Origin of the sequence: Brachybacterium kimchii (assembly GCF_023373525.1) — a bacterium.
Lineage (GTDB): Bacteria > Actinomycetota > Actinomycetes > Actinomycetales > Dermabacteraceae > Brachybacterium > Brachybacterium kimchii.
In genome coordinates, this window is record NZ_CP097218.1 from 1,236,348 (window position 1) to 1,260,082 (window position 23,735).

The window sequence follows — 23,735 nt, forward strand, 5'->3', positions numbered from 1 at the left end:
CTCTCAGTCCTCGGCGATCGCGGAGTAGGCGGAGAGCAGCAGCGCAGGGTCGGGCCCCTCGAGGCGCGAGACCTTGCCGACGCGGTCGAGGACCACGAAGCGCAGCAGGCCGGCGCGCGACTTCTTGTCGCGCTTCATGGCCTCCTCGAGCTTGGGCCACTGGCGCCCGCGGTAGGTCGTGGGCAGTCCCAGGGAGACGAGGACGTCGCGGTGGCGGTCCACGTCGGCCTCGGAGAGCTTGCCGGCGAGGTGCGCGAGCTCGGCCGCGAACATCATGCCCACGGACACCGCGGCGCCGTGGCGCCACTGGTAGCGCTCGTTGTGCTCGATGGCGTGGCCCAGGGTGTGGCCGTAGTTGAGGATCTCGCGCTCCCCGGTCTCCGTGAGGTCGGCGGAGACCACGCGGGCCTTCACGCGGATGGCGCGCTCCATGATCTCGCGGAAGGCGGGGGTGGAGATGTCGAGCACCGCGGCGGGGTCGGCCTCGACGACCTCGAGGATGCGCGTGTCCTCGATGAAGCCGGCCTTCACGACCTCGGCGAGGCCCGCGGCGACGTCGTGCGCGCCGAGCCCGGCGAGCACATCGAGGTCCTCGATCACGGCGATCGGCGGGTGGAAGGAGCCCACGAGGTTCTTGCCCTCGGCAGTATTGATGCCGGTCTTCCCGCCGACGGCCGCATCGACCATGGCGGCGACCGTGGTGGGCACCTGCAGCACGTCGATGCCGCGCAGCCAGGTCGCCGCGACGAAGCCGGCGACGTCGGTCGCGGCGCCGCCGCCGAGCCCGATCACGAGGTCGCTCCGGGAGATCTCCGCCTGTCCGCACACCTGCCAGAGGAAGCCCGCGACCTGCGCGGTCTTCGCCTCCTCGCCATCGGGGATCTCGGCGAGGAAGGCGGAGCGGTCGGTCGCGGAGACGGCCTCGACCAGCTCCTCGGCGACGGTGCGCAGGCTGGGCTGGTGGACGATGACGACGCGGCGGGCGCGCGCGGGGATGCGCTGCGGCAGGTCCGCGAGCAGCCCGCGGCCCACGACGACGTCGTAGCTGCCCGTGGGCGTGGCCACGGGGATCACGGTGGTGTCGGGGACGTCGGCGCCGTCGGTGACGTCGGCGCCGTCCATGGTGGCGTCGGTGCCGGTGGGGTTCTCGGGGCTCATGCGTGCTCCTTCGGTGCGGGCGGCTCGGCGCCCTCCAGGGTCTCGATGATGCGGCGGGCGATCCGGTCGATCCCGCCGTCGGTCGCGTCGATGCTCCAGCGCGCGGCCTCGCGGTAGAGCGGCATGCGGGCATCGGTGAGGGTGCGCCAGCGGCCCAGCGGGTCCTCGCCGCCGAGCATCGGCCGGCCCCGGCCCCGTCCCACGCGGGAGCGGGCCGTCTCCTCGTCGATCTCGAGGAGCACGGCTGGCCTGGCGGCGACGAGGGCGCGCGAGTCCTCGGCGACGACGGCGCCGCCGCCCAGGGCGAGCACTCCCGTGTGCGCCTCGAGCGCGAGGGCGAGCACCCGCGCCTCGAGGTCGCGGAAGGCGCTCTCGCCCTGGGCTGCGAAGATCTCCGGGATGCTGCGGCCCGCGGCCTCGATGATCAGCTCGTCGAGGTCGGCGAAGGGCACGCCGAGCCGGCGCGCGACCTCCCTGCCGATGGTGGTCTTCCCCGCACCCATGGGGCCGATGATCACCAGGCGCGGACCGCGCGGCGTCGTGGGGACGGGATCCTCTCCGCCGGGCGCGGGCGCCGCCGGGGTCGGGTCGGTGGGCACCGTGCTCACGCCGACGGGGCGCCGCCGAGGCGCGACTGCTGGGCGACGGTCTCGGCGAGGTGGGCACGGATCTCCTCGACGCTGTCGCCGCCGGTCTTCTCGAGCAGGGCGTCGGCGAGGACGAGCGCGACCATGGCCTCGGCGATCACCGCGGCGGGCGCGACGGCGCAGACGTCGGACCGCTGGTGGTTCGCGGTGGCCTCGCCGCCGGTCGCGACGTCCACGGTGCGCAGGGCGCGCGGCACCGTCGAGATCGGCTTGAGGGCGCCGCGCACGCGGATGACCTGACCGTTGCTCATGCCGCCCTCGAGACCGCCGGCGCGGTTGGTCACGCGCGGGTACTCGCGGTCCTCCCCTGCGTCCTGCGCGGGCAGGATCTCGTCGTGGGCGCGGGAGCCCCGCCGGGCGGCCGTCGTGAAGCCGTCGCCGATCTCGACGCCCTTCATGGCCTGGATCGACATGATCGCCTGCGCGAGCCGGCCGTCGAGCTTGCGGTCCCACTGGGTGTGGGACCCCAGACCCACGGGCACCCCGTAGGCGAGGACCTCGACGACGCCGCCCAGGGTGTCGCCGTCGGCCTTCGCGGCGTCGACCTCGGTGACCATGGCCTCCGAGGTCGCGGGGTCGAAGCAGCGCAGGGGGTCCTCGTCCAGGCGCGAGGAGTCGGCCGGCTGAGGGAGGTCGGCGTCCTCCGGAACGCGCACCGTGCCCACGGCCAGGGTGTGGGAGACCAGGCGGATGCCGGCGGCCTGCTCGAGCAGGGCCGCGGCGACGCGTCCGGCGGCGACCCGGGCGGCGGTCTCGCGGGCGCTCGCGCGCTCGAGCACGGGGCGGGCGTCCTCGAAGCCGTACTTGAGCATGCCGGAGAGGTCGGCGTGGCCCGGGCGGGGCCGTGTGAGGGGGCGGTTGCGGGCGATCTCGCGCTCGTCGCCCGTGCCCGCGTCGATCAGCAGGTCCTCGCGCGGCACGGGGTCGGCCGACATGACCTTCTCCCACTTGGGCCATTCGGAGTTCGCGATCTCGATCGCGAGCGGGGAGCCCAGGGTGAGGCCGTGACGGAGGCCGCTGTGGATCGCGACCACGTCCTGCTCGAACTTCTGGCGGCTGCCGCGGCCGTGGCCGAGGCGGCGGCGCGCGAGAGCGGAGCGCAGATCGTCACTGGTCAGCTCGATCCCGGCGGGGACGCCGTCGAGCAGGGAGATGAGGGAGGGGCCGTGGGATTCCCCGGCCGTGAGCCAGCGCAGCATGACCCCGATCCTCTCACGTGCAGGTGGGCGCGGGTCGCGCCGTCCCAGCCGGGAGGCGCCGGGGCGCCGGCTCCCTCAGTCCTCGTCGAGCTCGACGGCCTCGTGCGGGGTGAGCTGCTCGATGAGCGGGACCAGGTCGGAGATGCCGGGCAGCACGGTCGTCGGCCGGAACGGGTACTTCTCGATGTCCCGCTGCGCCGTCGAGCCCGTGAGCACGAGCACGGAGCGCATGCCCGCCTCGAGACCGGACTTCACATCGGTGTCCATCCGGTCGCCGATCATCACGGAGGTCTCGGAGTGCGCTCCGATGCGGTTCAGGGCCGTGCGCATCATGAGCGGGTTGGGCTTGCCCACGTAGTACGGGTGGGTGCCCGTGGCGGCGGTGATCATCGCGGCGACCGAGCCGGTGGCCGGCAGCGGCCCCTCGGCGCTCGGGCCGGACACGTCCGGGTTGGTGGCGATGAACTTCGCGCCCTTGTCGATGAGGCGGATCGCCCGGGTGATCGACTCGAAGGAGTACGTGCGGGTCTCCCCCAGGACCACGAACTCGACGTCCGTGTCGGCGAGGATGAAGCCCTCCTCGTGCATGGCGCTCGTGAGTCCGGCCTCCCCGATCACGTAGGCGGAGGATCCGGGCGCCTGCTCGGCGAGGAAGCGGGCGGTGGCCAGCGCACTCGTCCAGATCGCCTGCTCGGGGATGTCGATGCCGCTGCGCGAGAGACGTGCCCGCAGATCCCGGGGCGTGAAGATCGAGTTGTTCGTGAGCACCAGGAAGGGGCGGTCGAACTGCTGGAGGGCGGCGATGAAGTCCGCGGCGCCCGGCAGAGCCGACTGCTCGTGGACGAGGACACCGTCCATGTCGGTGAGCCAGGTGTGGACGGGGTGGTCTTCGAGAGCGGTGGTCATGCCCCTAGTGTGCCCTGTCCTGCGGCTCGTCCGCAGGTGCGACGTCGCCCTCCCGCTCCCCCGCATGCGACGACGGGCGCCACCCTCAGGGGTGACGCCCGTCGTGGGCTCCGGGATCCGAGCGGCGGGGATGCTCCCCGCCGGCCGGGCCGGTGATCAGCCGATCAGTTGCCGGTGAGCTTCGCGCGCAGGGCGGCCAGCGCCTCGTCGGAGGCCAGCGTGCCCTCGTCGGAGGAAGCGGACTGGTACGAGGACTGCGGGGCCGACTCCTGCGAGGACGAGCTGCTGCTCGTCGAGGCGGTGGAGGTGCTGGCCGGCTGGTTCGCGGACTCCTCGTCGGCCTTGATGGCCTCGGCGACCTGGGCCTTGTGGGCGGTCCAGCGCTCGTAGGCGGCCGCGTACTGGCCCTCCCACTCCTCGCGCTGGGTCTCGTAGCCCTCGAGCCACTCGTTGGTCTCCGGGTCGAAGCCCTCGGGGTACTTGTACTCGCCGTTCTCGTCGTAGTCGGCGGCCATGCCGTACAGCGCCGGGTCGAAGGTGGTGTCGTCACCCTCGGGGTCGACGCCCTCGTTGGCCTGCTTGAGCGACAGCGAGATGCGGCGACGCTCGAGGTCGATGTCGATGACCTTGACGAACACGTCCTGGTCGACCGACACGACCTGCTCGGGCAGGTCGACGTGGCGCTGGGCCAGCTCGGAGATGTGGACGAGGCCCTCGATGCCGTCCTCGACGCGCACGAACGCGCCGAAGGGGACGAGCTTGGTGACCTTGCCCGGCACGACCTCGCCGATGGCGTGGGTGCGGGCGAAGAGCTGCCACGGGTCCTCCTGGGTCGCCTTCAGCGACAGGGAGACGCGCTCGCGGTCCATGTCGACGTCCAGGACCTCGACCTTGACCTTCTGACCGACCTCGACGACCTCGCTCGGGTGGTCGATGTGCTTCCAGGACAGCTCGGAGACGTGCACGAGGCCGTCCACGCCGCCCAGGTCGACGAAGGCGCCGAAGTTGACGATCGAGGACACGACGCCCTCGCGGACCTGGCCCTTCTGCAGGGTCTGCAGGAAGTCCGAGCGGACCGCGGACTGGGTCTCCTCGAGGTAGGCGCGACGGGAGAGGACCACGTTGTTGCGGTTCTTGTCGAGCTCGATGATCTTCGCCTCGATCTCCTGGCCGACGTACGGCTGCAGGTCGCGCACGCGGCGCATCTCGACGAGGGAGGCCGGGAGGAAGCCGCGCAGGCCGATGTCGACGATGAGTCCGCCCTTGACGACCTCGATGACGTGACCGGTGACGACGCCCTCGTCCTCCTTGATCTGCTCGATCGTGCCCCAGGCGCGCTCGTACTGCGCGCGCTTCTTGGACAGGATCAGGCGACCCTCCTTGTCCTCCTTCTGGAGGACGAGCGCCTCGATCTCGTCGCCGACCTCGACGACCTCGCCGGGGTCGACGTCGTGCTTGATCGAGAGCTCGCGCGAGGGGATGACGCCCTCGGTCTTGTAGCCGATGTCGAGCAGGACCTCGTCGTGATCGACCTTCACCACGGTGCCCTCGACGATGTCGCCATCGTTGAAGTACTTGATGGTCGAGTCGATGGCGGCCATGAGCTCATCGGCATCGCCGATGTCGTTGATGGCGATCTGGGGGGTCGTGGTGTCGGTCATGTAGGTCGGAACTCCGTAGGGACAGATATGAGTGGGTGGACGATCTGGTGCCCGGGCGCAGGTGCGCACAGACCCGTCCAGAGTACCAGCACGCGGCCTCGGGCGCGACCCGCGATCCGGGCGGGCGGGAGTGGTCTGCGCGACGCCCGGCGGGGCCGGGACGAGCCGGATCGGGCCCGATCGAGTCCGGTCGCGCCCGAGCGGGCCCGATCGAGCCGGGCAGCGGCTCAGTGCGCGGCGTCGAGCCAGGTGCGTCCGACGCCGACGCCGACCTCCAGGGGCACCGAGATCTCGTAGGCGTCGCCCATCCCGGTGACGACGAGGTCCCGCACCTGCTCGAGCTCGCCCGGGGCGATCTCGAGGACGAGCTCGTCGTGGACCTGGAGCAGGACGCGGCTGCGCAGCCCGGCCTCCCGCAGGTCCGCCGCGACGCGCAGCATGGCGAGCTTGATGATGTCGGCCGCGCTCCCCTGGATCGGGGAGTTCAGGGCGACGCGCTCGGCGTTCTCGCGCCGCTGGCGGTTGTCGCTCGTGAGGTCGGGGAGGTAGCGGCGCCGCCCCAGGATGGTCTCGGTGTACCCGGTGCTCCTCGCCTGCTCGACGCTCTCGCGCAGGAAGTCGCGCACGCCGCCGAAGCGCTCGAAGTACCCATCGCGCAGGCCGGTGGCCTCCGACTGGGGGATGTGCAGCTGGCGGGCGAGGCCGAAGGCGCTGAGCCCGTAGGCGAGCCCGTAGGAGACGGCCTTGGTCTTCGAGCGCATCGCCGCGCTCACGTCCTCGGGGGCGACGTCGAAGACGCGGGAGGCGACGAAGCGGTGCAGGTCCTCGCCCGAGCGGAAGGCCTCGATGAGGCCCTCGTCCTCGGAGAGGTGCGCCATGATCCGCATCTCGATCTGCGAGTAGTCGGCGGTGAGCAGCTGCTCGTACCCCTCGGAGACCACGAAGGCGCTGCGGATGCGCCGCCCCTCCTCGGTGCGCATGGGGATGTTCTGCAGGTTCGGGTTGTTCGAGGAGAGCCGGCCGGTCGCGGCGATGTTCTGGTGGAAGGTCGTGTGGATGCGGCCGTCCTCGGCGATGAACCGCCGCAGGGTCTCGATGATCTGCCGCATCTTGGTGACGTCGCGGTGGGCGAGCAGATGCGCGAGGAACGGGTGCTGGGTCTTCTCGAAGAGGTCCGTGAGGGTCTCGGCGTTGGTGCTGTACCCGGTCTTCGTGCGCCGCCCCTTGGGCATGCCCAGCTTCTCGTAGAGGACCTCCTGGAGCTGCTTGGGCGAGCCCAGGTTGATGCGCTCCCCGCCGATCTCGGAGAACGCGGCCTCGGCGACCTCGCTCTGCCGGCGCTCGTGCTCGGCGTCGAGATCCGCGAGCACCTCGTCCTCGACCTGGATGCCCACGGCCTCCATCTCCCCGAGGACGGTCGCGAGCGGCAGCTCGAGATCGTCGTGGAGGGCGCTCGCCTCGTGCTCCTCGAGGTCCTTGCGCAGCAGCGGGACGAGCCGCCGCACGGCGTCGGCCGCGCGGGCGAGGCTCTCGTCCGCGGCGCCGTCGTCCCCCTCGAGGTCGAGGGTCTGCTGGGGCGCTGCCTGCTCGGCCTCGAGCTCCTCCTGCAGGTGCCGCATGACCAGGCCCGCGAGGTCCGTCGGCCGCTGGTCGGGCCGGCACAGGAACTCGGCGAGGGAGAGATCCGTGCCCCAGCCCTCGACGTCGAGCCCGCGGGCGGACAGCTCGTGCACGGCGAGCTTCGCGTCGTGCGCGTCCTTGCGGATCGAGGGGTCGGAGAGCCAGGCCGCGAGGGCCTGCTCCCCGTCCGGGTCGAGCCGCTCGAGATCGATGACGGCCAGAGCGGATTCGGTGGACAGGGCAAGGCGGCGGGCCTCCCCCAGTCCGAGCTCCCAGGTGCCGTCGATCCCGAGGGCCGCACCGCCCGCGAACGGCCCGCCGAGCGCCGCCGCGAGCTCCTTCCCCTGGGGGCGGGTGATCTCGGGCAGCTCGGCCGCCTGCTCGTCGGTCGCCGGGGCGGCCCCGTCCTCGCCCTCTGGGAGGAAGACCGCGGGGAGGTCGCGGCGGATGGTCGCTCCGAAGGCGAGGTCGTCGAAGACCGCGTGGACGGCGGCGCGGTCGCCGCGGCCCAGCGTGAAGACGACCTCGTCGTCCGGAAGCTCGAGATCGGTGACGGCGGCGTTCATCACCCGGTTGCGGCGCACATCCTCGACGTGGTCGCGCAGCGACTGGCCGGCCTTGCCGGTGATCTCCTCCGCGTGCTCCAGGAGGCTCTCGAGGCCGCCGTACTTCCCGATCCACTTGGCGGCGGTCTTCGGGCCGACGCCGGGCACGCCCGGAAGGTTGTCGGCGCTCTCCCCCACGAGCGCCGCGAGGTCCGGATAGTGCTCGGGCGTGACCTGGTACTTCTCCTCGACGGCGGCGGGGTCCATGCGCCGCATCTCGGTGACGCCCTTGACGGGCTGGAGCAGGGTGACCCCGGGGCCGACGAGCTGGATCGCGTCGCGGTCGCTGGAGACGATCAGCGCCTCCTGCGTGCGGCTGCGCATGCGGGTCGCGAGGGTCGCGATGATGTCGTCGGCCTCGAAGTCGGGGACCTCGAGCCAGGTGACGCCGAGGGCGTCGAGCGTCTTCTGGATGAGCGCGATCTGGCCGACGAACTGCGCGGGGGTCTCGTCGCGCCCGGCCTTGTACTGGTCGTAGATCCGATCGCGGAAGGTGCCGCCGGCCATGTCGAAGGCGACGGCGACATGGGTGGGCTGCTCGGAGGCGACCACGTTGAACAGCATCCGCGCGAAGCCGTAGACGGCGTTCGTGGACTGGCCGCGTCCGTCGGTGAAGCCGTCCGCGGGCAGCGCGAAGAAGGCGCGGAACGCCATCGCGTGGCCGTCGATGAGGAGGAGGCGGACGGGGGCCTGGTCGCTGCCGGGATGCTCGCTCGAGGTCATGGGTCAAGTCTCGCACGGGGCGCCCCCGGACGCGCGCGCCGCTGTGGCACTCTGGCCCCATGACCTCCACGGATCCCCACGAGACATCCGCCGACGATCAGGCCGCCGCCGCGCTCGCCGCGGGCGCGCTGCACGGCACCCTGAGCGAGACCATGGGCATGCGCTGCGTGCGTCTGGGGCCCGACGGCGGGGAGATGACGATGCCCGTCGAGGGCAATCTGCAGCCCGCCGGTCTCCTCCACGGCGGCGCGACGATCGCCTTGGCCGAGACCATCGGCTCGATGGCCGCCCTTCTGCAGGCCCGCGCCGTCCACGGCGACGAGGCGCTGGCGGTGGGCACCTCGATCTCCGCCACCCATCACCGCTCGGGACGCAGCGGGATCGTCACCGCGCACTGCCGGGCCCTGCACCTGGGCCGGCAGGTCGCCTCCTACCTCGTCGAGGTCGTCGACGAGCAGGAGCGCCTGCTGTCCACGATCCAGGTCTCGACCATGCTGCTGCCGCCGCGGGGCTGAGACCCGGGGCGGGGCCCAGCCCCGTCTCCCCGGATCCCCGCCTACCCGGAGAGGTCGAAGGTCGCGGGGGTGGGCGCGGAGATCGCCCCGTCCTCGGCGAAGGTGAAGGTCCGCAGCGCGCCGGAGACGGGGTCGCCCTCCTTGCCGAGGGCGAGATCACCGGTCGCGAGCGCATAGGCGATCGAGGCGGTCTCGTCGTACTGCAGGCTCGAGCGCAGCTGGTCGACGCACTCGCCGACGTCGGCGCACTCCGTCTCCCCGTCTAGCAGATCCGGGATGGCGCCGGCGATCGTCGTCCCCTCCAGGGAGAGCGCCTGCTGGGCCGCGAGGCACAGGAGCGCCACCGCGTCGTAGGCCTGCGTGGCCGCGCCCATGGCGGGCGGGCCGAGCTCGACCAGGTCCGAGTCGGCATTGAGCATCATCAGGCGGAAGGTCTCGGACACCGCTCCCCCGGCCTGGATCGCCTGGGCCCCCTTGAGCGTCTCCTTCGGCAGGTGCTCGCCAGCGTGATCGCGAGCACCGAGGCCCGGGAGCCGCACGGCGATGTCGAAGCGGGGCCGGCCGTCGTCGTCGGCGAGCTCGTGGTGGAGGGCGCCCAGCAGGGTCCCGGTCTCCTCGCCGCCCGTGAGCACGAGCATCGCGGGCTTCGCCTTCGCGATCCTCTTCGCACGTGCCTTCGCGTCCCCGAGCTTCCCGAAGGGGTAGGTCTCCTCGAGCACGAGCTTCGCGCCGTGGGGCCTCCCCTGGGTGGTGAGCTGGTCGCGGAGGTTCTCCGACGCCTCGTCATCCGTGCCGAGGAAAGCGATCGTCCCCGGTGCGCCGCCCTTCTGGGGGTGGAGGCCCACGGACTCCTCCACGAGGTGGCGCGCGATCGCCTCCTGCGTCGGCGCCAGCCGGGTCAGCAGACCGGACCCGGCGGCGCCCGAGCGCACGCGCGTGGAGGTGGAGGTCGGCGAGACGAGCGCCATCCCGGTGTCGGCGATCGCCTGGAGGTGCGTGACGAGCTGGGCGTCGTCCACCGAGAGGACGAGGGCGGAGGCCCTGTCCGCGGCGAGCTCCTCGGCGATCGCACCGAGGTCGTCGTCGGCGGATTCGACGATGCGCGGCTCGAGCAGCTCGACCTCGCGCCCGAAGACGCCGCCGTCGTAGTTGATCTCGCGCATGGCCTGGTTGATCGCGGCGATGACCTGCGGATGCGCCTGGCCGACGGGGCCGGCGGTGGTGAGGATCGCGCCGATGCGCAGGGGCTCGTCCGGCATGGTCTCCGAGAGCTCGCCCGCGGCGGGAGTCGTCGGGTCGTCCCGCCCCAGGGGCCCGATCCTGCAGCCCGCGAGCACGGTGGTGCCGAGGGCGCCGGCGACGAGCGAGCGCGCGAGAGCGCGCCGGGAGATGCTCATGCGGCGGCCTCTCTCGCGACTCGGGCTGCGGGGTCGTGGGCGAGCGGAGGGTCCACGGTCCGCCGCGGACGGCGGGCCGTGGGGTCCTCGTCAGTCCTTGCCGCGCCCGCCGAGCTGATCGACGACGGCGTCGGCCACCTCGCGCATGGTCAGACGACGGTCCATGGACGTCTTCTGGATCCAGCGGAAGGCCTCGGGCTCGCTCAGTCCCATGTTGGTCTGCAGGAGGCCCTTCGCGCGGTCCACGCGCTTGCGGGTCTCGAAGCGCTCGCCGAGGTCCTCGATCTCGTTCTCGAGCTCGACGATCTGGGCGTGGCGGGAGATCGCGATCTCGATCGCCGGCAGCAGATCGGCCGCGGTGAAGGGCTTGACGACGTACGCCATGGCGCCCGCGTCGCGGGCCCGCTCGACGAGCTCGCCCTGAGAGAAGGCGGTGAGCATGACGACCGGCGCGAGGTTGTCCTCGCCGATCTTCTCGGCGGCGGTGACGCCGTCGGCCTTGGGCATCTTCACGTCGAGCACGACGATGTCGGGGCGCAGCTCGCGGGTCTTCTCGACGGCGCTCACACCGTCGCCCACGGCGGCGACGACGTCGAAGCCGGCCTCGGTGAGGGTCTCGACGATGTCCATCCGGATCAGGCTCTCGTCCTCCGCGACGACGGCGGTGCGACGGCCCTTCGCAGGGGCCTCCTCCTCGGGAGCCTTGGCATCGAGATCGAGGGGGACCTCGTCGGGGGTGACATCGTTCATGGGGTACGCGCTCACTTCCTGTGGCTCGCTCCGGTGCTGGCCGGGGCGCTGATGCATGAGGTCGCGACGCCCGCTCGGCGCGCGTCGCACACGCGTTATCCTAGACCAGCTGTCCCGCGAGGGCCCGTCGTGAGCGATCACGCGGGTCCGCACGGCGAGCAGGGTCACGGGAGCTCCCGCGCCCCTCTCCCCCGCGGACGCGCCGGGTTGGCGGAATGGTAGACGCGGCGCACTCAAAATGCGCTGTCCGCAAGGGCGTGCGGGTTCGAGTCCCGCACCCGGTACGCGAGGACGCACGAAGGGCCCCGTCCCGGATCCGAGCATCGGATCCGGGACGGGGCCCTTCGTGGTGCGCGACGGATGCGCCTCCGGGCCTCCGGGGAGGGGCTCAGGACTCCTGGGTGCCGGAGGCGATGCGGTCGGCCTCGATCCGTGCGGACTCGGTGCCGTCGAGGTCTCCGATGCGGTGCACGCGCAGGGTGTTCGTGGAGCCGTGGACCCCGGGGGGCGAGCCGGCGGCGACGATCACCAGGTCGTTCTTCTGCAGACCCTTGTGCTCGCGCAGCAGCTCGTCGACGACGAGGACCATCTCGTCCGTGTTCTTCTGCATCGGCACGAGGTGCGCCTCGATGCCCCAGGAGAGTGCGAGCTGGTGGCGCACGTGCTCGTACGGGGTGAGGGCGAGCAGGGGGATCGACGGGCGCAGGCGTGCGAGACGGCGCGCGGTGTCCCCCGACTCGGTGAAGGTGACCAGGTACTGGGCGGACAGCTGGCTGCCGATCTCCGCCGCCGCGCGGGTGATGGCGCCGCCGCGGGTGTGCGGGATGGTGCCCAGCGGGAGGATGCGGTCGGCGCCGTTCTCCTCCGTGTTGGTGACGATGCGCGCCATGGTGCGCACGGCCTCGAAGGGGTACTTGCCCACGCTGGTCTCGCCCGAGAGCATGACCGCGTCGGCCCCGTCGAGGATGGCGTTGGCGCAGTCCGAGGCCTCGGCGCGGGTGGGGCGCGGGCTCTCGATCATCGACTCGAGGACCTGTGTGGCCACGATGACGGGCTTGGCGTTGCGGCGGGCCAGCTCGATCGCGCGCTTCTGCACGAGCGGAACCTGCTCGAGCGGCAGCTCGACGCCGAGGTCGCCGCGGGCGACCATGATGCCGTCGAAGGCGCCGACGATCGCGCGCAGCGCCCTCACGGCCTGGGGCTTCTCGATCTTGGCGATGACCGGGACCCGGCGGCCCTCCTCCTGCATGATCCGCAGGACGTCGTCCATGTCGTGCGCGTCGCGCACGAAGGACAGGGCGATCAGATCGGCGCCGAGGTTCAGGCCCCAGCGCAGGTCGTCGATGTCCTTCTCGCTCATGGCGGGGACCGAGACGGCCACGCCGGGCAGGTTGATGCCCTTGTGGTTCGAGACGGGCCCGGGGACCTCGACGACGGTGCGCACCTCGGTGTCGGACACGTCGGTCACGCGCACCGACACTTTGCCGTCGTCGATCAGGAGGACGTCGCCGGGACGGCAGTCGCCGGGCAGGCCCTTGAAGGTCGTGGAGACGCGCTCCTTGGTGCCCTCGACGTCCTCGGTGGTGATGGTGAACTCATCGCCCACCTCGAGGCGATGGGGGCCGTCGGCGAAGTTCCCGAGCCGGATCTTGGGTCCCTGGAGGTCGACGAGGACCGCGACGTTGCGCCCCAGGTCATCGGCTGCGCGGCGGATGTTCGCGTAGACCTTCTCGTGGTCGTCGTGGGTGCCGTGGCTCAGGTTCATCCTGGCCACGTTCATCCCGGCGTCGATCAGCGTGCGGATCTGCTCATACGAGCTCGTCGCCGGGCCCAGTGTGCAGACGATCTTGGCTTTTCGCATGTCAACCCATCTATCGGAGGTAAGTGGGGGCGCGCATCCCCGTCGCAGCGGGGTGCATCCGGGCAACGCGCTGCCACGGGTCGCACCGCTGTGATCCGTCGCCGTCCAGTGTACTGTCCGCGCGGCGGAGCCGGGCGGTGCGACCGGCCAGCGGTCGGAGCACGGGCGAACGATCCGGGGCAGCGCGCCCGGCGCGACCGCCGACGGCCTCCGGGTCAGACGGACAGGGCCCGGGCGTGGGGCTCGACGGGCTGCGGGAGGGCCGTGGATCCCATCAGGTGGGCGTCCACGGCGGCCGCGCACGAGCGGCCCTCGGCGATCGCCCAGACGATGAGGCTCTGCCCGCGTGCGCAGTCGCCCGCGGTGAACACGCCGTCGGCGCTCGTGCGCCAGGTCTCGTCGTGCACGATGCTGCCGCGGTCGTCGAGCGCGACGCCGGCCTCCTCGAGCGCTCCCTCGCGGCGCGGGCCGGTGAAGCCCATCGCGATGAGGACGAGCTGGGCGGGAAGGACCTTCTCGGTGCCCGGCGTGGGAACGCGGCGGCCGTCCTGGACGCTCGTGCGCGCCACCCGGATGCCGGTGACCGCGCCGTCCTCGCCGACCTCGAAGCCGGTCGTGGAGGCGAGGTAGCTGCGCTCGCCTCCTTCCTCGTGGGAGCCGGTGACCTCGAAGAGCACGGGGTGCGTGGGCCAGGGGTGGGCCTCGTCGCGCTCGGTGGGCGGCTGGTAGCCGATCGCGAGCGTGGTGACGGAGCGGGCGCCCTGGCGCAGGGCGGTGCCCAGGCAGTCGGCGCCGGTGTCGCCGCCGCCGATGACGATGACGTCCTTGCCCTCGGCGCTGATCTGGTCGGCGACCTCGTCGCCCTCGACCCGGCGGTTCGCCTGGGTGAGGTACTCCATGGCGGGGTGGATGCCGGCGGCCTCGCGCCCGGGCACCGGGAGCTCGCGCGGGATCTGCGAACCGGTCGCGAGCACGACGGCGTCGAAGCGGCGGCGCAGCTGCTCCATGCTGATCGCGCCCTCGTCGTCGCCGCCCACGTCCACTCCGGTGCGGAAGCGGGTGCCCTCGGCGCGCATCTGCTCGAGGCGGCGGTCCACGTGGCGCTTCTCGAGCTTGAACTCGGGGATGCCGTAGCGCAGCAGTCCGCCGATGCGGTCGTCGCGCTCGAGGACCACCACGGAGTGGCCGGCGCGCGTGAGCTGCTGCGCGGCGGCGAGGCCCGCGGGCCCGGAGCCGACGACGGCGACCGAGCGGCCGGTCTGACGCTCGGGCTCCTGGGGCGTCACCCAGCCCTCGTCGAAGGCGCGATCGATGATCGAGACCTCGATGTTCTTGATGGTCACGGGCGGCTGGTTGATGCCGAGCACGCAGCTGGACTCGCACGGGGCGGGGCAGGCGCGTCCGGTGAACTCGGGGAAGTTGTTGGTCGCGTGCAGGCGCTCGGAGGCGTCCCGCCAGTCCTCGCGGTAGACCAGCTCGTTCCACTCGGGGATCAGATTGCCCAGCGGGCAGCCCTGGTGGCAGAAGGCGATGCCGCAGTCCATGCAGCGGCCCGCCTGGCGGGAGACGACGCCGAGCCGACCCTGCTCGCGGGACTCGTAGACCTCGCGCCAGTCCATGAGGCGCAGGGGCACGGGCCGACGCGTAGGCAGCTCGCGGTCGCGGGTCTTCAGGAAGCCGCGGGGATCAGCCATGGGAACCCTCCAGGATCTCGTTCCACACCTCGTGGGAATCGGGGTCGATGCCGGCCTCCTGGGCGCGGTCTCGGATCTCGGTGACGCGCAGGAACGCGCGGGGGGCGATCTCGACGAGGCGCGAGATCAGGTCGTCCTCGTCCGCCAGCAGCGCGTGGGCCCGGTCGGAGCCGGTGCGCCGGGCGTGCTCGCGCACGGCCTCGAGCACGAACTCGCGGTGGTCCTCGCGCACGGGCGTGATCTCGAAGGTCGCGGCGTCGGCGGGGTTGAGGTCGCTCTCGTCGAGGTCGAGGACGAACAGGGTGCCGCCGCTCATGCCGGCGCCGAGGTTCCTGCCGGTCGCGCCGAGGATGACGACGGCGCCGCCGGTCATGTACTCCGCGCCGTGGTCGCCGATGCCCTCGACGACCATCGTGGCGCCGGAGTTGCGCACGCCGAAGCGCTCCCCCGCGGCGCCGGCGAGGAACAGCTTGCCGCTGGTCGCGCCGTAGCCGCAGGTGTTGCCGGCGATGGTCGCGGAGGTCAGCGACGACGGGGTGCCCTCGCCGTGGCCGATCGCGACCACGCCGCCGGAGAGGCCCTTGGCGACGTAGTCGTTGGCGTCGCCCGTGAGCTCCATGGTGATGCCGCGCGGCAGGAAGGCGCCGAGCGACTGGCCGCCGGTGCCCTCGAGCTCGAGGCGGATGGTGTCCTCGGGCAGCCCCTCGGCGCGGTGGCGCCGGGTGACCTCGTGGCCCAGCTGGGTGCCGACGGTGCGCTGGACGTTGCGGACGCGATCGCGGATGACGACGGCCTCCCCGCGCTCGAGCGCGGGCTCGGCGGCGGCGATCCAGGGGACGTCGGCCGCCTTCTCCAGGGAGTGGTCCTGACCGCGCATGCGGCGCACGTGGTCGCCCGCGAAGACCTCGGGGGCGGCGAGCACCGGCGCGAGGTCGAGGCCCTGCTGCTTGAAGTGGCGGCGGGCGTCCTCGACGTCGAGCAGGTCGATGCGGCCGACGGCCTCGTCGAGCGAGCGCAGTCCGAGGGAGGCGAGGTGCTCGCGGACCTGCTCGGCGATGTACTCGAAGAAGGTGACCACGAAGTCGGCCTGCCCGGTGAAGCGCGCACGCAGCTCGGGGTTCTGGGTGGCCACGCCCACGGGGCAGGTGTCCAGGTGGCACACGCGCATCATGATGCAGCCGGAGACCACGAGCGGGGCGGTCGCGAAGCCGAACTCCTCGGCGCCCAGGAGCGCGCCGATGATGACGTCGCGCCCTGTCTTCATCTGCCCGTCGACCTGCACGGTGATGCGGTCCCGCAGGCCGTTGAGCAGCAGGGTCTGCTGGGTCTCGGCGAGGCCGAGCTCCCAGGGGGTGCCCGCGTGCTTGAGGGAGTTCAGGGGGCTCGCGCCGGTTCCGCCGTCGTGCCCGGAGACCAGGACGACGTCGGCGTGGGCCTTGGAGACGCCCGCGGCGACCGTGCCCACGCCGAAGCGGGACACGAGCTTCACGTGGACGCGGGCCGCAGGGTTAGCGGACTTCGCGTCGTGGATGAGCTGGGCGAGGTCCTCGATCGAATAGATGTCGTGGTGCGGCGGCGGCGAGATGAGGCCGATGCCGGGCGTGGAGTGCCGGGTGCGGGCGATCCACGGGTAGACCTTCTCCGGGGGCAGCTGGCCGCCCTCGCCGGGCTTCGCGCCCTGCGCCATCTTGATCTGGATGTCGCGCGCGAAGGTCAGGTACTCGCTGGTCACGCCGAAGCGGCCCGAGGCGATCTGCTTGATGGCGCTGTTGCGCTCGGCATCATGGAGGCGGTCGGGCTCCTCTCCGCCCTCCCCCGAGTTCGACATGCCGCCCAGGCGGTTCATGGCGATCGCGAGGGTCTCGTGGGCCTCGCGGGAGATCGAGCCGTAGCTCATCGCTCCGGTCATGAACCGCTTCACGATCGAGGAGACCGGCTCGACCTCCTCCAGCGGCACCGGGGAGGCCTCGTCCGTGCGCAGGCGCATGAGGCCCCGCAGGGTCATCAGCTGCGTGGACTGGTCGTCGACGAGCTCGGTGTAGCGGCGGAACTCCTCGTACTGCCGCGAGCGCGTGGAGTGCTGGAGGCGGAACACCGTCTCAGGCGTGAACAGGTGCGGCGGACCCTCGCGGCGCCACTGGTACTCCCCGCCGACGTCGAGGCGGCGGTGGGCGTTGCGCAGGCCGTCTCGCGGATAGGCGAGGGCGTGGCGGGAGGCGTTCTCCTCGGCGATGACGTCGAGCCCGATGCCGTCGATGCGGCTGGTGGTGCCCGGGAAGAACCGCTCGACGAGCTCGCGCGAGAGGCCCACGGCCTCGAAGAGCTGGCTGCCGCGGTAGGAGGCGACCGTCGAGATGCCCATCTTCGACATGATCTTCAGGACGCCCTTGGCGAGGGCCTGCAGGAGGTTCGCGACCGCCTGCTCGCCGCTGATGTCGCCGACGACCCCTCGACCGACGAGGTCCTCGGCGCTCTCCATGGCGAGATAGGGGTTCACGGCGCTCGCGCCGTAGGCGATGAGCAGCGCGACGTGGTGGACCTCGCGCACGTCGCCCGCCTCGACCAGGAGGGCGGCGCGGGTGCGCCGGCCGGTGCGGATGAGGTGGTGCTGCACGGCGCTCGTGAGCAGCAGCGAGGGGATCGGGGCGAGCTCGGCGTTGGAGTCGCGGTCGGAGAGCACGAGGAAGGTCGCGCCGTCGTCGATCGCGCGCACCGCCTCCTCGCAGATCTCCTGGATGCGCTCCTCGAGGGCGGAGGCTCCCCCGCTCACGCGGTACAGGCCGCGCAGGCGGGTGGTGTGGAAGTCCGCGGTCCCGGGATCGGAGTCGATGGTGAGGATCCGGGCGAGCTGCTCGTTGTCGATGACGGGCGCGGGCAGGGACAGCTGGCGCGCGTGCAGCGCGGTCGCGTCCAGCAGGTTGCGCGACTCGCCGATCGCGACTCCCAGACTGGTGACCACGGCTTCGCGGATCGAGTCGAGCGGCGGATTCGTGACCTGGGCGAACTGCTGGGTGAAGTAGTCGAAGAGCAGGCGCGGGCGGTCCGAGAGGACGGCCGTGGGGGTGTCGGTGCCCATCGCCCCGATGGGCTCGGCGCCCTTGGCCGCCATCGGACCGAGCAGGATGCGCAGCTCCTCCTCGGAGTACCCGAAGGTCTGCTGGCGGCGCACCACGGAGGAGCGCGAGTGCCAGATGGGCTCGCGCTGCGGGAGATCGGCGATGTCGACCTTCTGCTCGGAGAGCCAGCGCCGCCAGGGGCGGCTCGCGACGACCTCGTCCTTGACCTCGTGGGAGGTGAGCACGCGACCGCCGACCAGGTCGACGGCGAACATCTCGCCGGGGGCGACACGACCCTTGCGTGCGACGTGCTCGGGCTCCATCTCGATCATGCCGGCCTCGGAGCCGAGGACCACCAGGCCCTCGTCGCTCACCCAGTAGCGCAGCGGCCGCAGGCCGTTGCGGTCGAGCTTCGCGCCCACCATGTCGCCGTCGGTGAAGACGAGCGCGGCGGGGCCGTCCCAGGGCTCCTGGATCATCGCGTGGAACTCGTAGAACGCCCGCAGGTCGGGGTCCATCGAGGTGTCGTTCTCCCAGGGCTCCGGGACCAGCATCATCATCGCGTGGGGAACGGAGCGGCCCGCGAGGTTCAGCAGCTCGAGGGCCTCGTCGAGGCTCGCGGAGTCCGAGGCGCCGGCCGAGTTCACGGGCAGCAGGCGGCCCAGGTCCTCGCCGAACAGTGGCGAGGCCAGGCGCCCCTCCGCCGCGCGCAGGCGGTTGCGGTTACCGACCACGGTGTTGATCTCGCCGTTGTGGGCGAGCATCCGGAAGGGGTGCGCGAGCGGCCAGGCGGGGAAGGTGTTGGTCGAGAAGCGCGAGTGGACGATCGCGACGGTCGACTCGAGGCGCGGATCGCGCAGGTCGGGGTAGAACTCGCCGAGCTGCGTGGTGGTGAGCATGCCCTTGTAGACGAGCGTGCGCGTGGACAGGCTCGCGAAATAGGCGCCCGTGGAGTGCTCGACGCGGCGGCGCACGGCGAAGGCGGCGCGCTCGAGATCGAGTCCCGTGCGCTCGTGCGCGGCGTCCTCGAGGATCACCTGCGCGAAGTGCGGCTGCGCGGCGCGGGCGCTGGGGCCGACGAGGCCGTCGACCACGGGCACGTCGCGCCACATGATCGCGCGCAGGCCCTCGTCCTCGGCGATGCGCTCGACGCGCTCCACCTCGAGGGCGCGCGCATCGGGGTCCTGGGCGAGGAAGGCCTGGCCGACGGCGTAGGCGCCCGGCGCGGGGAGCTCGGCCCCGGCCTCGGCCGCCGCGTCGGAGAGGAAGCGGTGGGGCACCTGCAGGAGGATCCCGGCGCCGTCGCCGGTGGTCTCCTCGGCGCCGACGGCACCGCGGTGGTCGAGGTTCTCGAGCGCCGTGAGCGCGTGCTCGATGATGACGTGCCCGGGGGTGCGGCGCGTAGTGGCGATCATGGCGACGCCGCAGGCGTCGTGCTCGTCCTCGGGGCTGTACAGGCCGGTGGCCGGGGGCTGCGCGGAGAACCGCGAACGCAGGGGGATCATGGGCGTTCCTTCCGGGGCCGGTGCTGTGGACCGTGGCCCGCAGAGGGGCCGCGACGCGGGTCCCGGAGGGCAGGGGGCCGCCCGGGGCCCCGATTGCCGTCGGGACAGCGTACTGCCTGCGTCCGTCGTGCGGAATCTCAGCAGTCGCATCGTGAGACGCCCGTCCGCCGGGCGTGCGCCCCGCGGGGCGCCGGGTCAGTCGCGGCGCCTGCGCCGCCCGCGGCGCGCATCGGGGGCGACGGTCCGCTCGACACCGTCGGCACCGTCAGCGGCCGACGGGTCCGCGGGGGCCGACCCCTCCGCGGAGGCCGACGGGCCCGCCGGCGACGCGACGGGCAGGGTCCACGAGCCGTCGGCCGCGAGGACCTCTCCCCCGCGCCGCCGCCTGCGCCGGGTGAGCACCACGAGCACGACGATCGCGACCACGAGGACGACGAGGGCCAGCACGGTGTGGATGCGCAGCGGGCCGATCATCGCCACGGGCTCGGTGCGCATGGCGTCGATCCAGGCGCGGCCGGCCGAGTAGATCGCGGCGTAGAGCCAGAACACGCGGCCCCCGCCCAGCTGCAGTCGCTTCGCGATCGCGAGCAGCACGACCACGCCGATGAGGTTCCACAGCAGCTCGTAGAGGAACGTCGGATGGTAGGTGCCGGGCACGCAGCCGGGGATGGTGCCGCCGTTCTGGACGCAGGAGATGTCCAGTCCCCACGGCAGAGTCGTCGGCGGGCCGAACAGCTCCTGGTTGAACCAGTTGCCCAGACGGCCGATCGCCTGGGCGACCATGAGGGTCGGTGCGATCGTGTCCGCGAGCGCCACGAAGGAGATGCCCTTGCGGCGGGCCATGAACCACACGGCCACGGCCCCGCCGGCGACGGCGCCGTAGATCGCGAGGCCGCCCTGCCAGATCTTGAGCACGTCCAGGAGGTTCCCGTCGGCCCCGAAGTAGGGGGCGGGAGAGGAGAGCACGTGCCAGATGCGCGCGCCGATGATGCCGGCGACGACGGCGGCGAAGACGATGTCGAACATGTCCTCGCCCTTGCCCCCGCGAGACTCCCAGCGCTTGGTGGCCCACCAGAGGGCGACGCCGATGCCGGCGAGGATGCACAGGGCGTAGAAGTGGATCTCCAGGGGGCCCAGGTGGATCGCGGAGATCGTGGGGCTGGGGATGTCGGCGAGGATCATGCGCGCACTCCGCTCCGGGCGCTCTCGACGCCCTCGCGCAGCTCCCGCGCCTTCGCCGCGAGGCGTGGCATGGGCACAGCGGCATCGAGGGAGGCCTCCGCCCCGGGGTCCGCCCCGTCGGCTCCCGCCGCGGCGAGGTCCTCCATGAGCGCCTTGACGAAGGCCGATCCGACGATGACGCCGTCGGCGTAGGCGCCGACCTCCGCCGCCTGGGTCCCGGTGGAGACGCCGAGGCCGACGCAGACGTTGCGGGCGCCCGCGGCGCGGGTGCGCTCGACGAGCCCCCGGGTGGCCTCGCCGACGGAGTCGCGGGTGCCGGTCACGCCCATGGTCGAGGCGGCGTACACGAAGCCGGACGCGTGGGAGACGACGTGCGAGAGTCGCTCGCGCGGGGAGCTGGGGGCCACGAGGAACACGCGGTCCAGCCCCTCCTCCTCGCTCGCGGCGAGCCAGTCCCCTGCCTCGTCGGGGATGAGGTCGGGGGTGATGAGCCCGGCGCCGCCCGCGGCGGCGAGGCGCTGCGCGAAGGAGGCGACGCCCTGCGCGAGGACGGGGTTCCAGTAGGTCATCACGAGGACGGCCGCGCCGCTCCCCCGCAGCGCCTCGACGGCCTCGAGGACGTGGTGGGTGCGGGTGCCGCCGGCCAGCGCCGCGGTCGCGGCCTGCTGGATGACGGGCCCGTCCATCACGGGGTCGGAGTAGGGCAGCCCCAGCTCGAGCACGTCGACGCCGTTGTCCACCAGGGTGCGCGCCGCCTGGATGCAGCGCTCCTGATCGGGGAAGCCGACGGGCAGGTAGCCGACGAGCGCGGGGCGGCCCTCCTCGCGCGTGCGCTCGAGGACGTCTCCGGCCCGCAGCCGCGCAGTGGTGCTCATCGGTTCTCCTCCTCGGTGAGGGGCGTTGCGGGATCGGCCGCGGCGGTGGCCGTCGGTGCGGCGGCGCGGTCGGTGGGCAGGGTGCTGCGGGCGAGGTCGCGCAGGGCGGCCAGGTCGCCGCGAGGAGCGGCGGCGCCGTCGGACCCGTCGGACCCTTCGGACCCGTCGGACCCGTCGGACGGATCGTCCAGGAGTCCGAACCAGCGGGAGGCGGCGTCCACGTCCTTGTCGCCTCGTCCCGAGAGGCTCACCAGGAGGGTGGAGCCCTCGCCGAGCTCGCGGCCCAGCGCGAGCGCCCCGGCGAGGGCGTGCGCGGACTCGAGCGCGGGCATGATGCCCTCGGTCATGGAGAGCAGGGCGAAGGCGTCCATGGCCGCGTCGTCGTCGATCGCGCGGTACTCGGCGCGGCCGATCTCGGCGAGCCAGGCGTGCTCGGGGCCGACGCTCGGGTAGTCCAGGCCCGCGCTCACCGAATGGGAGGGGATGGTCTGGCCGTCGTCGTCCTGCATGACGAAGCTCCGGGCGCCGTGGAGGACGCCCGGGCTGCCGCCGCCGATGGTCGCGCTGTGGCGGCCGGTGGTGACGCCGTCCCCGCCGGCCTCGCAGCCGATCAGCCGGACGTCGGCGTCGTCGAGGAAGGCGTGGAAGATGCCCATCGCGTTGGAGCCGCCGCCCACGCAGGCGACGACGGCGTCGGGCAGGGCGCCCGTGCGCTCGAGGACCTGCTCGCGGGCCTCCTCGCCGATCACCCGGTGGAAGTCGCGGACCATCACGGGGAACGGGTGGGGGCCGGCCACGGTGCCCAGCAGGTAGTGGGTGGTCTCGACGTTCGTGACCCAGTCGCGGAAGGCCTCGTTGATCGCGTCCTTGAGGGTGCGCGAGCCGTGGGTCACGGGGACGACCTCGGCGCCCAGCAGGCGCATGCGGGCCACGTTCAGCGCCTGGCGCTCGGTGTCCTCCTCGCCCATGTAGATCGTGCAGTCCAGGCCGAACAGGGCCGCCGCCGTGGCGGTCGCGACGCCGTGCTGGCCTGCGCCGGTCTCGGCGATCACACGGGTCTTGCCCATGCGCTGGGTGAGCAGGGCCTGGCCCAGCACGTTGTTGATCTTGTGGCTGCCGGTGTGGTTGAGGTCCTCGCGCTTGAGCAGCACGCGGGCGCCGCCGGCGAGGGCGGAGAACCGCGGCGCCTCGCTGAGCAGGGACGGGCGGCCCGTGTACTCGCGGGAGAGGCGCTGGAGCTCGGCGATGAAGTCGGGGTCGACGATCGCCTTCTCGTAGGCCTCGCGGATCTCGTCGAGCGCGGGCACGAGCGCCTCGGGCAGGAAGCGCCCGCCGAAGTCGCCGAAGTAGGGGCCGGCCTCGCTGCGCAGCGGGGTGTCCGGGCGCGGGAACAGGCTCTGGCTCATGCGTCGCCTCCGGGGGTCGTGGTGCTGGTGCCGGCCGCGTTCGGGCTCGAGCCGACGGCGCGGCCGTGGCGGCGGACGGATCGGAACTCCTCGACGCTGCGGCGGGGGTCGGGCCCCGTCACGAGGGCCTCGCCCACGAGCACGGCGTCGGCCCCGGCGCGGGCGTAGGACTCGACGTCGGCGACCGAGGCGACCGCGGACTCCCCGATCGCGAGGATCCCCGAGGGGATGTCGCCGAGCAGCGCGGTCGCCCGGTCCAGGTGCACGTCGAGGGTGGTGAGGTCGCGCGCGTTCACGCCCACGATGGCGGGGTCCAGGGCGAGGGCGCGCTCGAGCTCCGCGGCGGTGTGGGTCTCCACGAGCGCCTGCATGCCGAGCTCGCGGGTGAGGTCGTGCAGGTCCTTCAGGAGGGCGTCGTCGAGGGCCGCGACGATGAGCAGCACGAGGTCCGCCCCGTGGGCGCGGGCCTCGAGCACCTGGTAGTCCTCGACGGTGAAGTCCTTGCGCAGCACGGGGACGTCGACGGATTCGCGGACCGCGTCGAGGTCGGCGAGGCTGCCGCCGAAGCGGCGCTGCTCGGTGAGGACGCTGATCGCGCTCGCGCCGGCGCCCGCGTAGATGCGGGCGAGCGCGGCGGGATCGGCGATCTCGGCGAGGTCGCCCTTCGAGGGGCTGCGTCGCTTGACCTCGGCGATCAGGCCCAGCGTGCTGCCGTCGCCCTCCAGGCTCGCGCGGGCGTCGCGGGCGGGGGCGGTCTGCGCGGCGAGGCGCTCGAGGGCGGGGCGCGGGAGCTGCGCGCGGCGCGTCTCGAGGTCCTCGCGGACCCCCTCGATGATGCTGTCGAGGACGGTGCCTGTCGCTGTCACGGACCCTCCTGGTCCCGGCTCGTGGAGCCTGGTCTGCGCGGACGATGCGGATGCGGCGCCGACGGGCCGCGTGCCCGTTCGGCGCCGGTGCTGCGTGCCGGCCTCGCGG

At 72.6% G+C, this 23,735-nt stretch carries 16 protein-coding genes and 1 tRNA gene; 2 read left to right on the top strand and 15 right to left on the bottom strand.

Features of this window, described 5'->3' with window-relative positions; genetic code table 11:
* Positions 1-3 precede the first annotated feature (3 nt).
* The 6 genes from aroB to polA all read right to left on the bottom strand — a co-directional run bounded on the left by aroB (position 4) and on the right by polA (position 8,519).
* Positions 4-1,122: a 3-dehydroquinate synthase gene (aroB, locus tag M4486_RS06025; protein ID WP_249481081.1), complete on the bottom strand. Its 1,119-nt coding sequence runs from the start codon at positions 1,120-1,122 to the stop codon at positions 4-6.
* Between the two features lie 32 nt (positions 1,123-1,154).
* On the bottom strand, positions 1,155-1,766 hold the full coding sequence (locus M4486_RS06030) for a shikimate kinase (protein ID WP_249480258.1): 612 nt from the start codon (positions 1,764-1,766) through the stop codon (positions 1,155-1,157).
* On the bottom strand, positions 1,763-3,004 hold the full coding sequence (gene aroC / locus M4486_RS06035; RefSeq protein WP_249480259.1) for a chorismate synthase: 1,242 nt from the start codon (positions 3,002-3,004) through the stop codon (positions 1,763-1,765). Before aroC ends, M4486_RS06030 begins: the two co-directional genes overlap by 4 nt.
* A gap of 75 nt (positions 3,005-3,079) precedes the next feature.
* A complete protein-coding gene (locus M4486_RS06040; RefSeq protein ID WP_249480260.1) occupies positions 3,080-3,910 on the bottom strand; it encodes an HAD-IIA family hydrolase in 831 nt (276 codons plus the stop codon).
* A gap of 164 nt (positions 3,911-4,074) precedes the next feature.
* Positions 4,075-5,571 carry a 30S ribosomal protein S1 gene (gene rpsA, locus M4486_RS06045; protein ID WP_152353037.1) on the bottom strand — a complete coding sequence of 499 codons (1,497 nt, stop codon included), beginning with the start codon at positions 5,569-5,571 and terminating at the stop codon, positions 4,075-4,077.
* A 227-nt stretch (positions 5,572-5,798) separates the two neighbouring features.
* Complete coding sequence (gene polA, locus M4486_RS06050) at positions 5,799-8,519, bottom strand: DNA polymerase I (protein ID WP_249480261.1); 2,721 nt, start codon at positions 8,517-8,519, stop codon at positions 5,799-5,801.
* Positions 8,520-8,578: 59 nt separating this feature from the next.
* On the opposite strand from polA, the gene M4486_RS06055 reads away from it, so the two are divergent.
* Positions 8,579-9,034 carry a hotdog fold thioesterase gene (locus tag M4486_RS06055; protein ID WP_249480262.1) on the top strand — a complete coding sequence of 152 codons (456 nt, stop codon included), beginning with the start codon at positions 8,579-8,581 and terminating at the stop codon, positions 9,032-9,034.
* A 41-nt stretch (positions 9,035-9,075) separates the two neighbouring features.
* On the opposite strand, the gene M4486_RS06060 is transcribed toward M4486_RS06055, so the two are convergent.
* Together M4486_RS06060 and M4486_RS06065 are read right to left on the bottom strand one after the other, a co-directional pair.
* On the bottom strand, positions 9,076-10,431 hold the full coding sequence (locus M4486_RS06060) for an ABC transporter substrate-binding protein (protein ID WP_249480263.1): 1,356 nt from the start codon (positions 10,429-10,431) through the stop codon (positions 9,076-9,078).
* A gap of 90 nt (positions 10,432-10,521) precedes the next feature.
* Complete coding sequence (locus M4486_RS06065) at positions 10,522-11,181, bottom strand: ANTAR domain-containing response regulator (RefSeq protein ID WP_249480264.1); 660 nt, start codon at positions 11,179-11,181, stop codon at positions 10,522-10,524.
* Positions 11,182-11,382: 201 nt separating this feature from the next.
* On the opposite strand from M4486_RS06065, the gene M4486_RS06070 reads away from it, so the two are divergent.
* Positions 11,383-11,465, top strand: a tRNA-Leu gene (locus M4486_RS06070).
* 104 nt (positions 11,466-11,569) lie between these two features.
* Here M4486_RS06070 and pyk read toward each other — a convergent pair.
* The 7 genes from pyk to trpC all read right to left on the bottom strand — a co-directional run bounded on the left by pyk (position 11,570) and on the right by trpC (position 23,626).
* Positions 11,570-13,042, bottom strand: a complete 1,473-nt coding sequence (pyk, locus tag M4486_RS06075; RefSeq protein WP_249480265.1) for a pyruvate kinase — start codon at positions 13,040-13,042, stop codon at positions 11,570-11,572.
* A 215-nt stretch (positions 13,043-13,257) separates the two neighbouring features.
* Positions 13,258-14,736 carry a glutamate synthase subunit beta gene (locus M4486_RS06080; RefSeq protein ID WP_249480266.1) on the bottom strand — a complete coding sequence of 493 codons (1,479 nt, stop codon included), beginning with the start codon at positions 14,734-14,736 and terminating at the stop codon, positions 13,258-13,260.
* On the bottom strand, positions 14,729-19,297 hold the full coding sequence (gltB, locus tag M4486_RS06085; RefSeq protein WP_249480267.1) for a glutamate synthase large subunit: 4,569 nt from the start codon (positions 19,295-19,297) through the stop codon (positions 14,729-14,731). The genes M4486_RS06080 and gltB overlap by 8 nt, the downstream gene beginning before the upstream one ends.
* A gap of 195 nt (positions 19,298-19,492) precedes the next feature.
* Entirely contained in the window at positions 19,493-20,479 is a 987-nt protein-coding gene (gene lgt / locus M4486_RS06090; protein ID WP_249480268.1) for a prolipoprotein diacylglyceryl transferase, read from the bottom strand.
* A complete protein-coding gene (gene trpA / locus M4486_RS06095; RefSeq protein WP_249480269.1) occupies positions 20,476-21,354 on the bottom strand; it encodes a tryptophan synthase subunit alpha in 879 nt (292 codons plus the stop codon). Before trpA ends, lgt begins: the two co-directional genes overlap by 4 nt.
* Positions 21,351-22,760, bottom strand: coding sequence for a tryptophan synthase subunit beta (gene trpB, locus M4486_RS06100; RefSeq protein ID WP_249480270.1), 1,410 nt, complete (start codon positions 22,758-22,760; stop codon positions 21,351-21,353). Before trpB ends, trpA begins: the two co-directional genes overlap by 4 nt.
* Positions 22,757-23,626 (bottom strand): indole-3-glycerol phosphate synthase TrpC, encoded by an 870-nt coding sequence (trpC, locus tag M4486_RS06105; RefSeq protein WP_249480271.1) that lies wholly within the window; start codon positions 23,624-23,626, stop codon positions 22,757-22,759. The genes trpB and trpC overlap by 4 nt, the downstream gene beginning before the upstream one ends.
* Positions 23,627-23,735 lie beyond the last annotated feature (109 nt).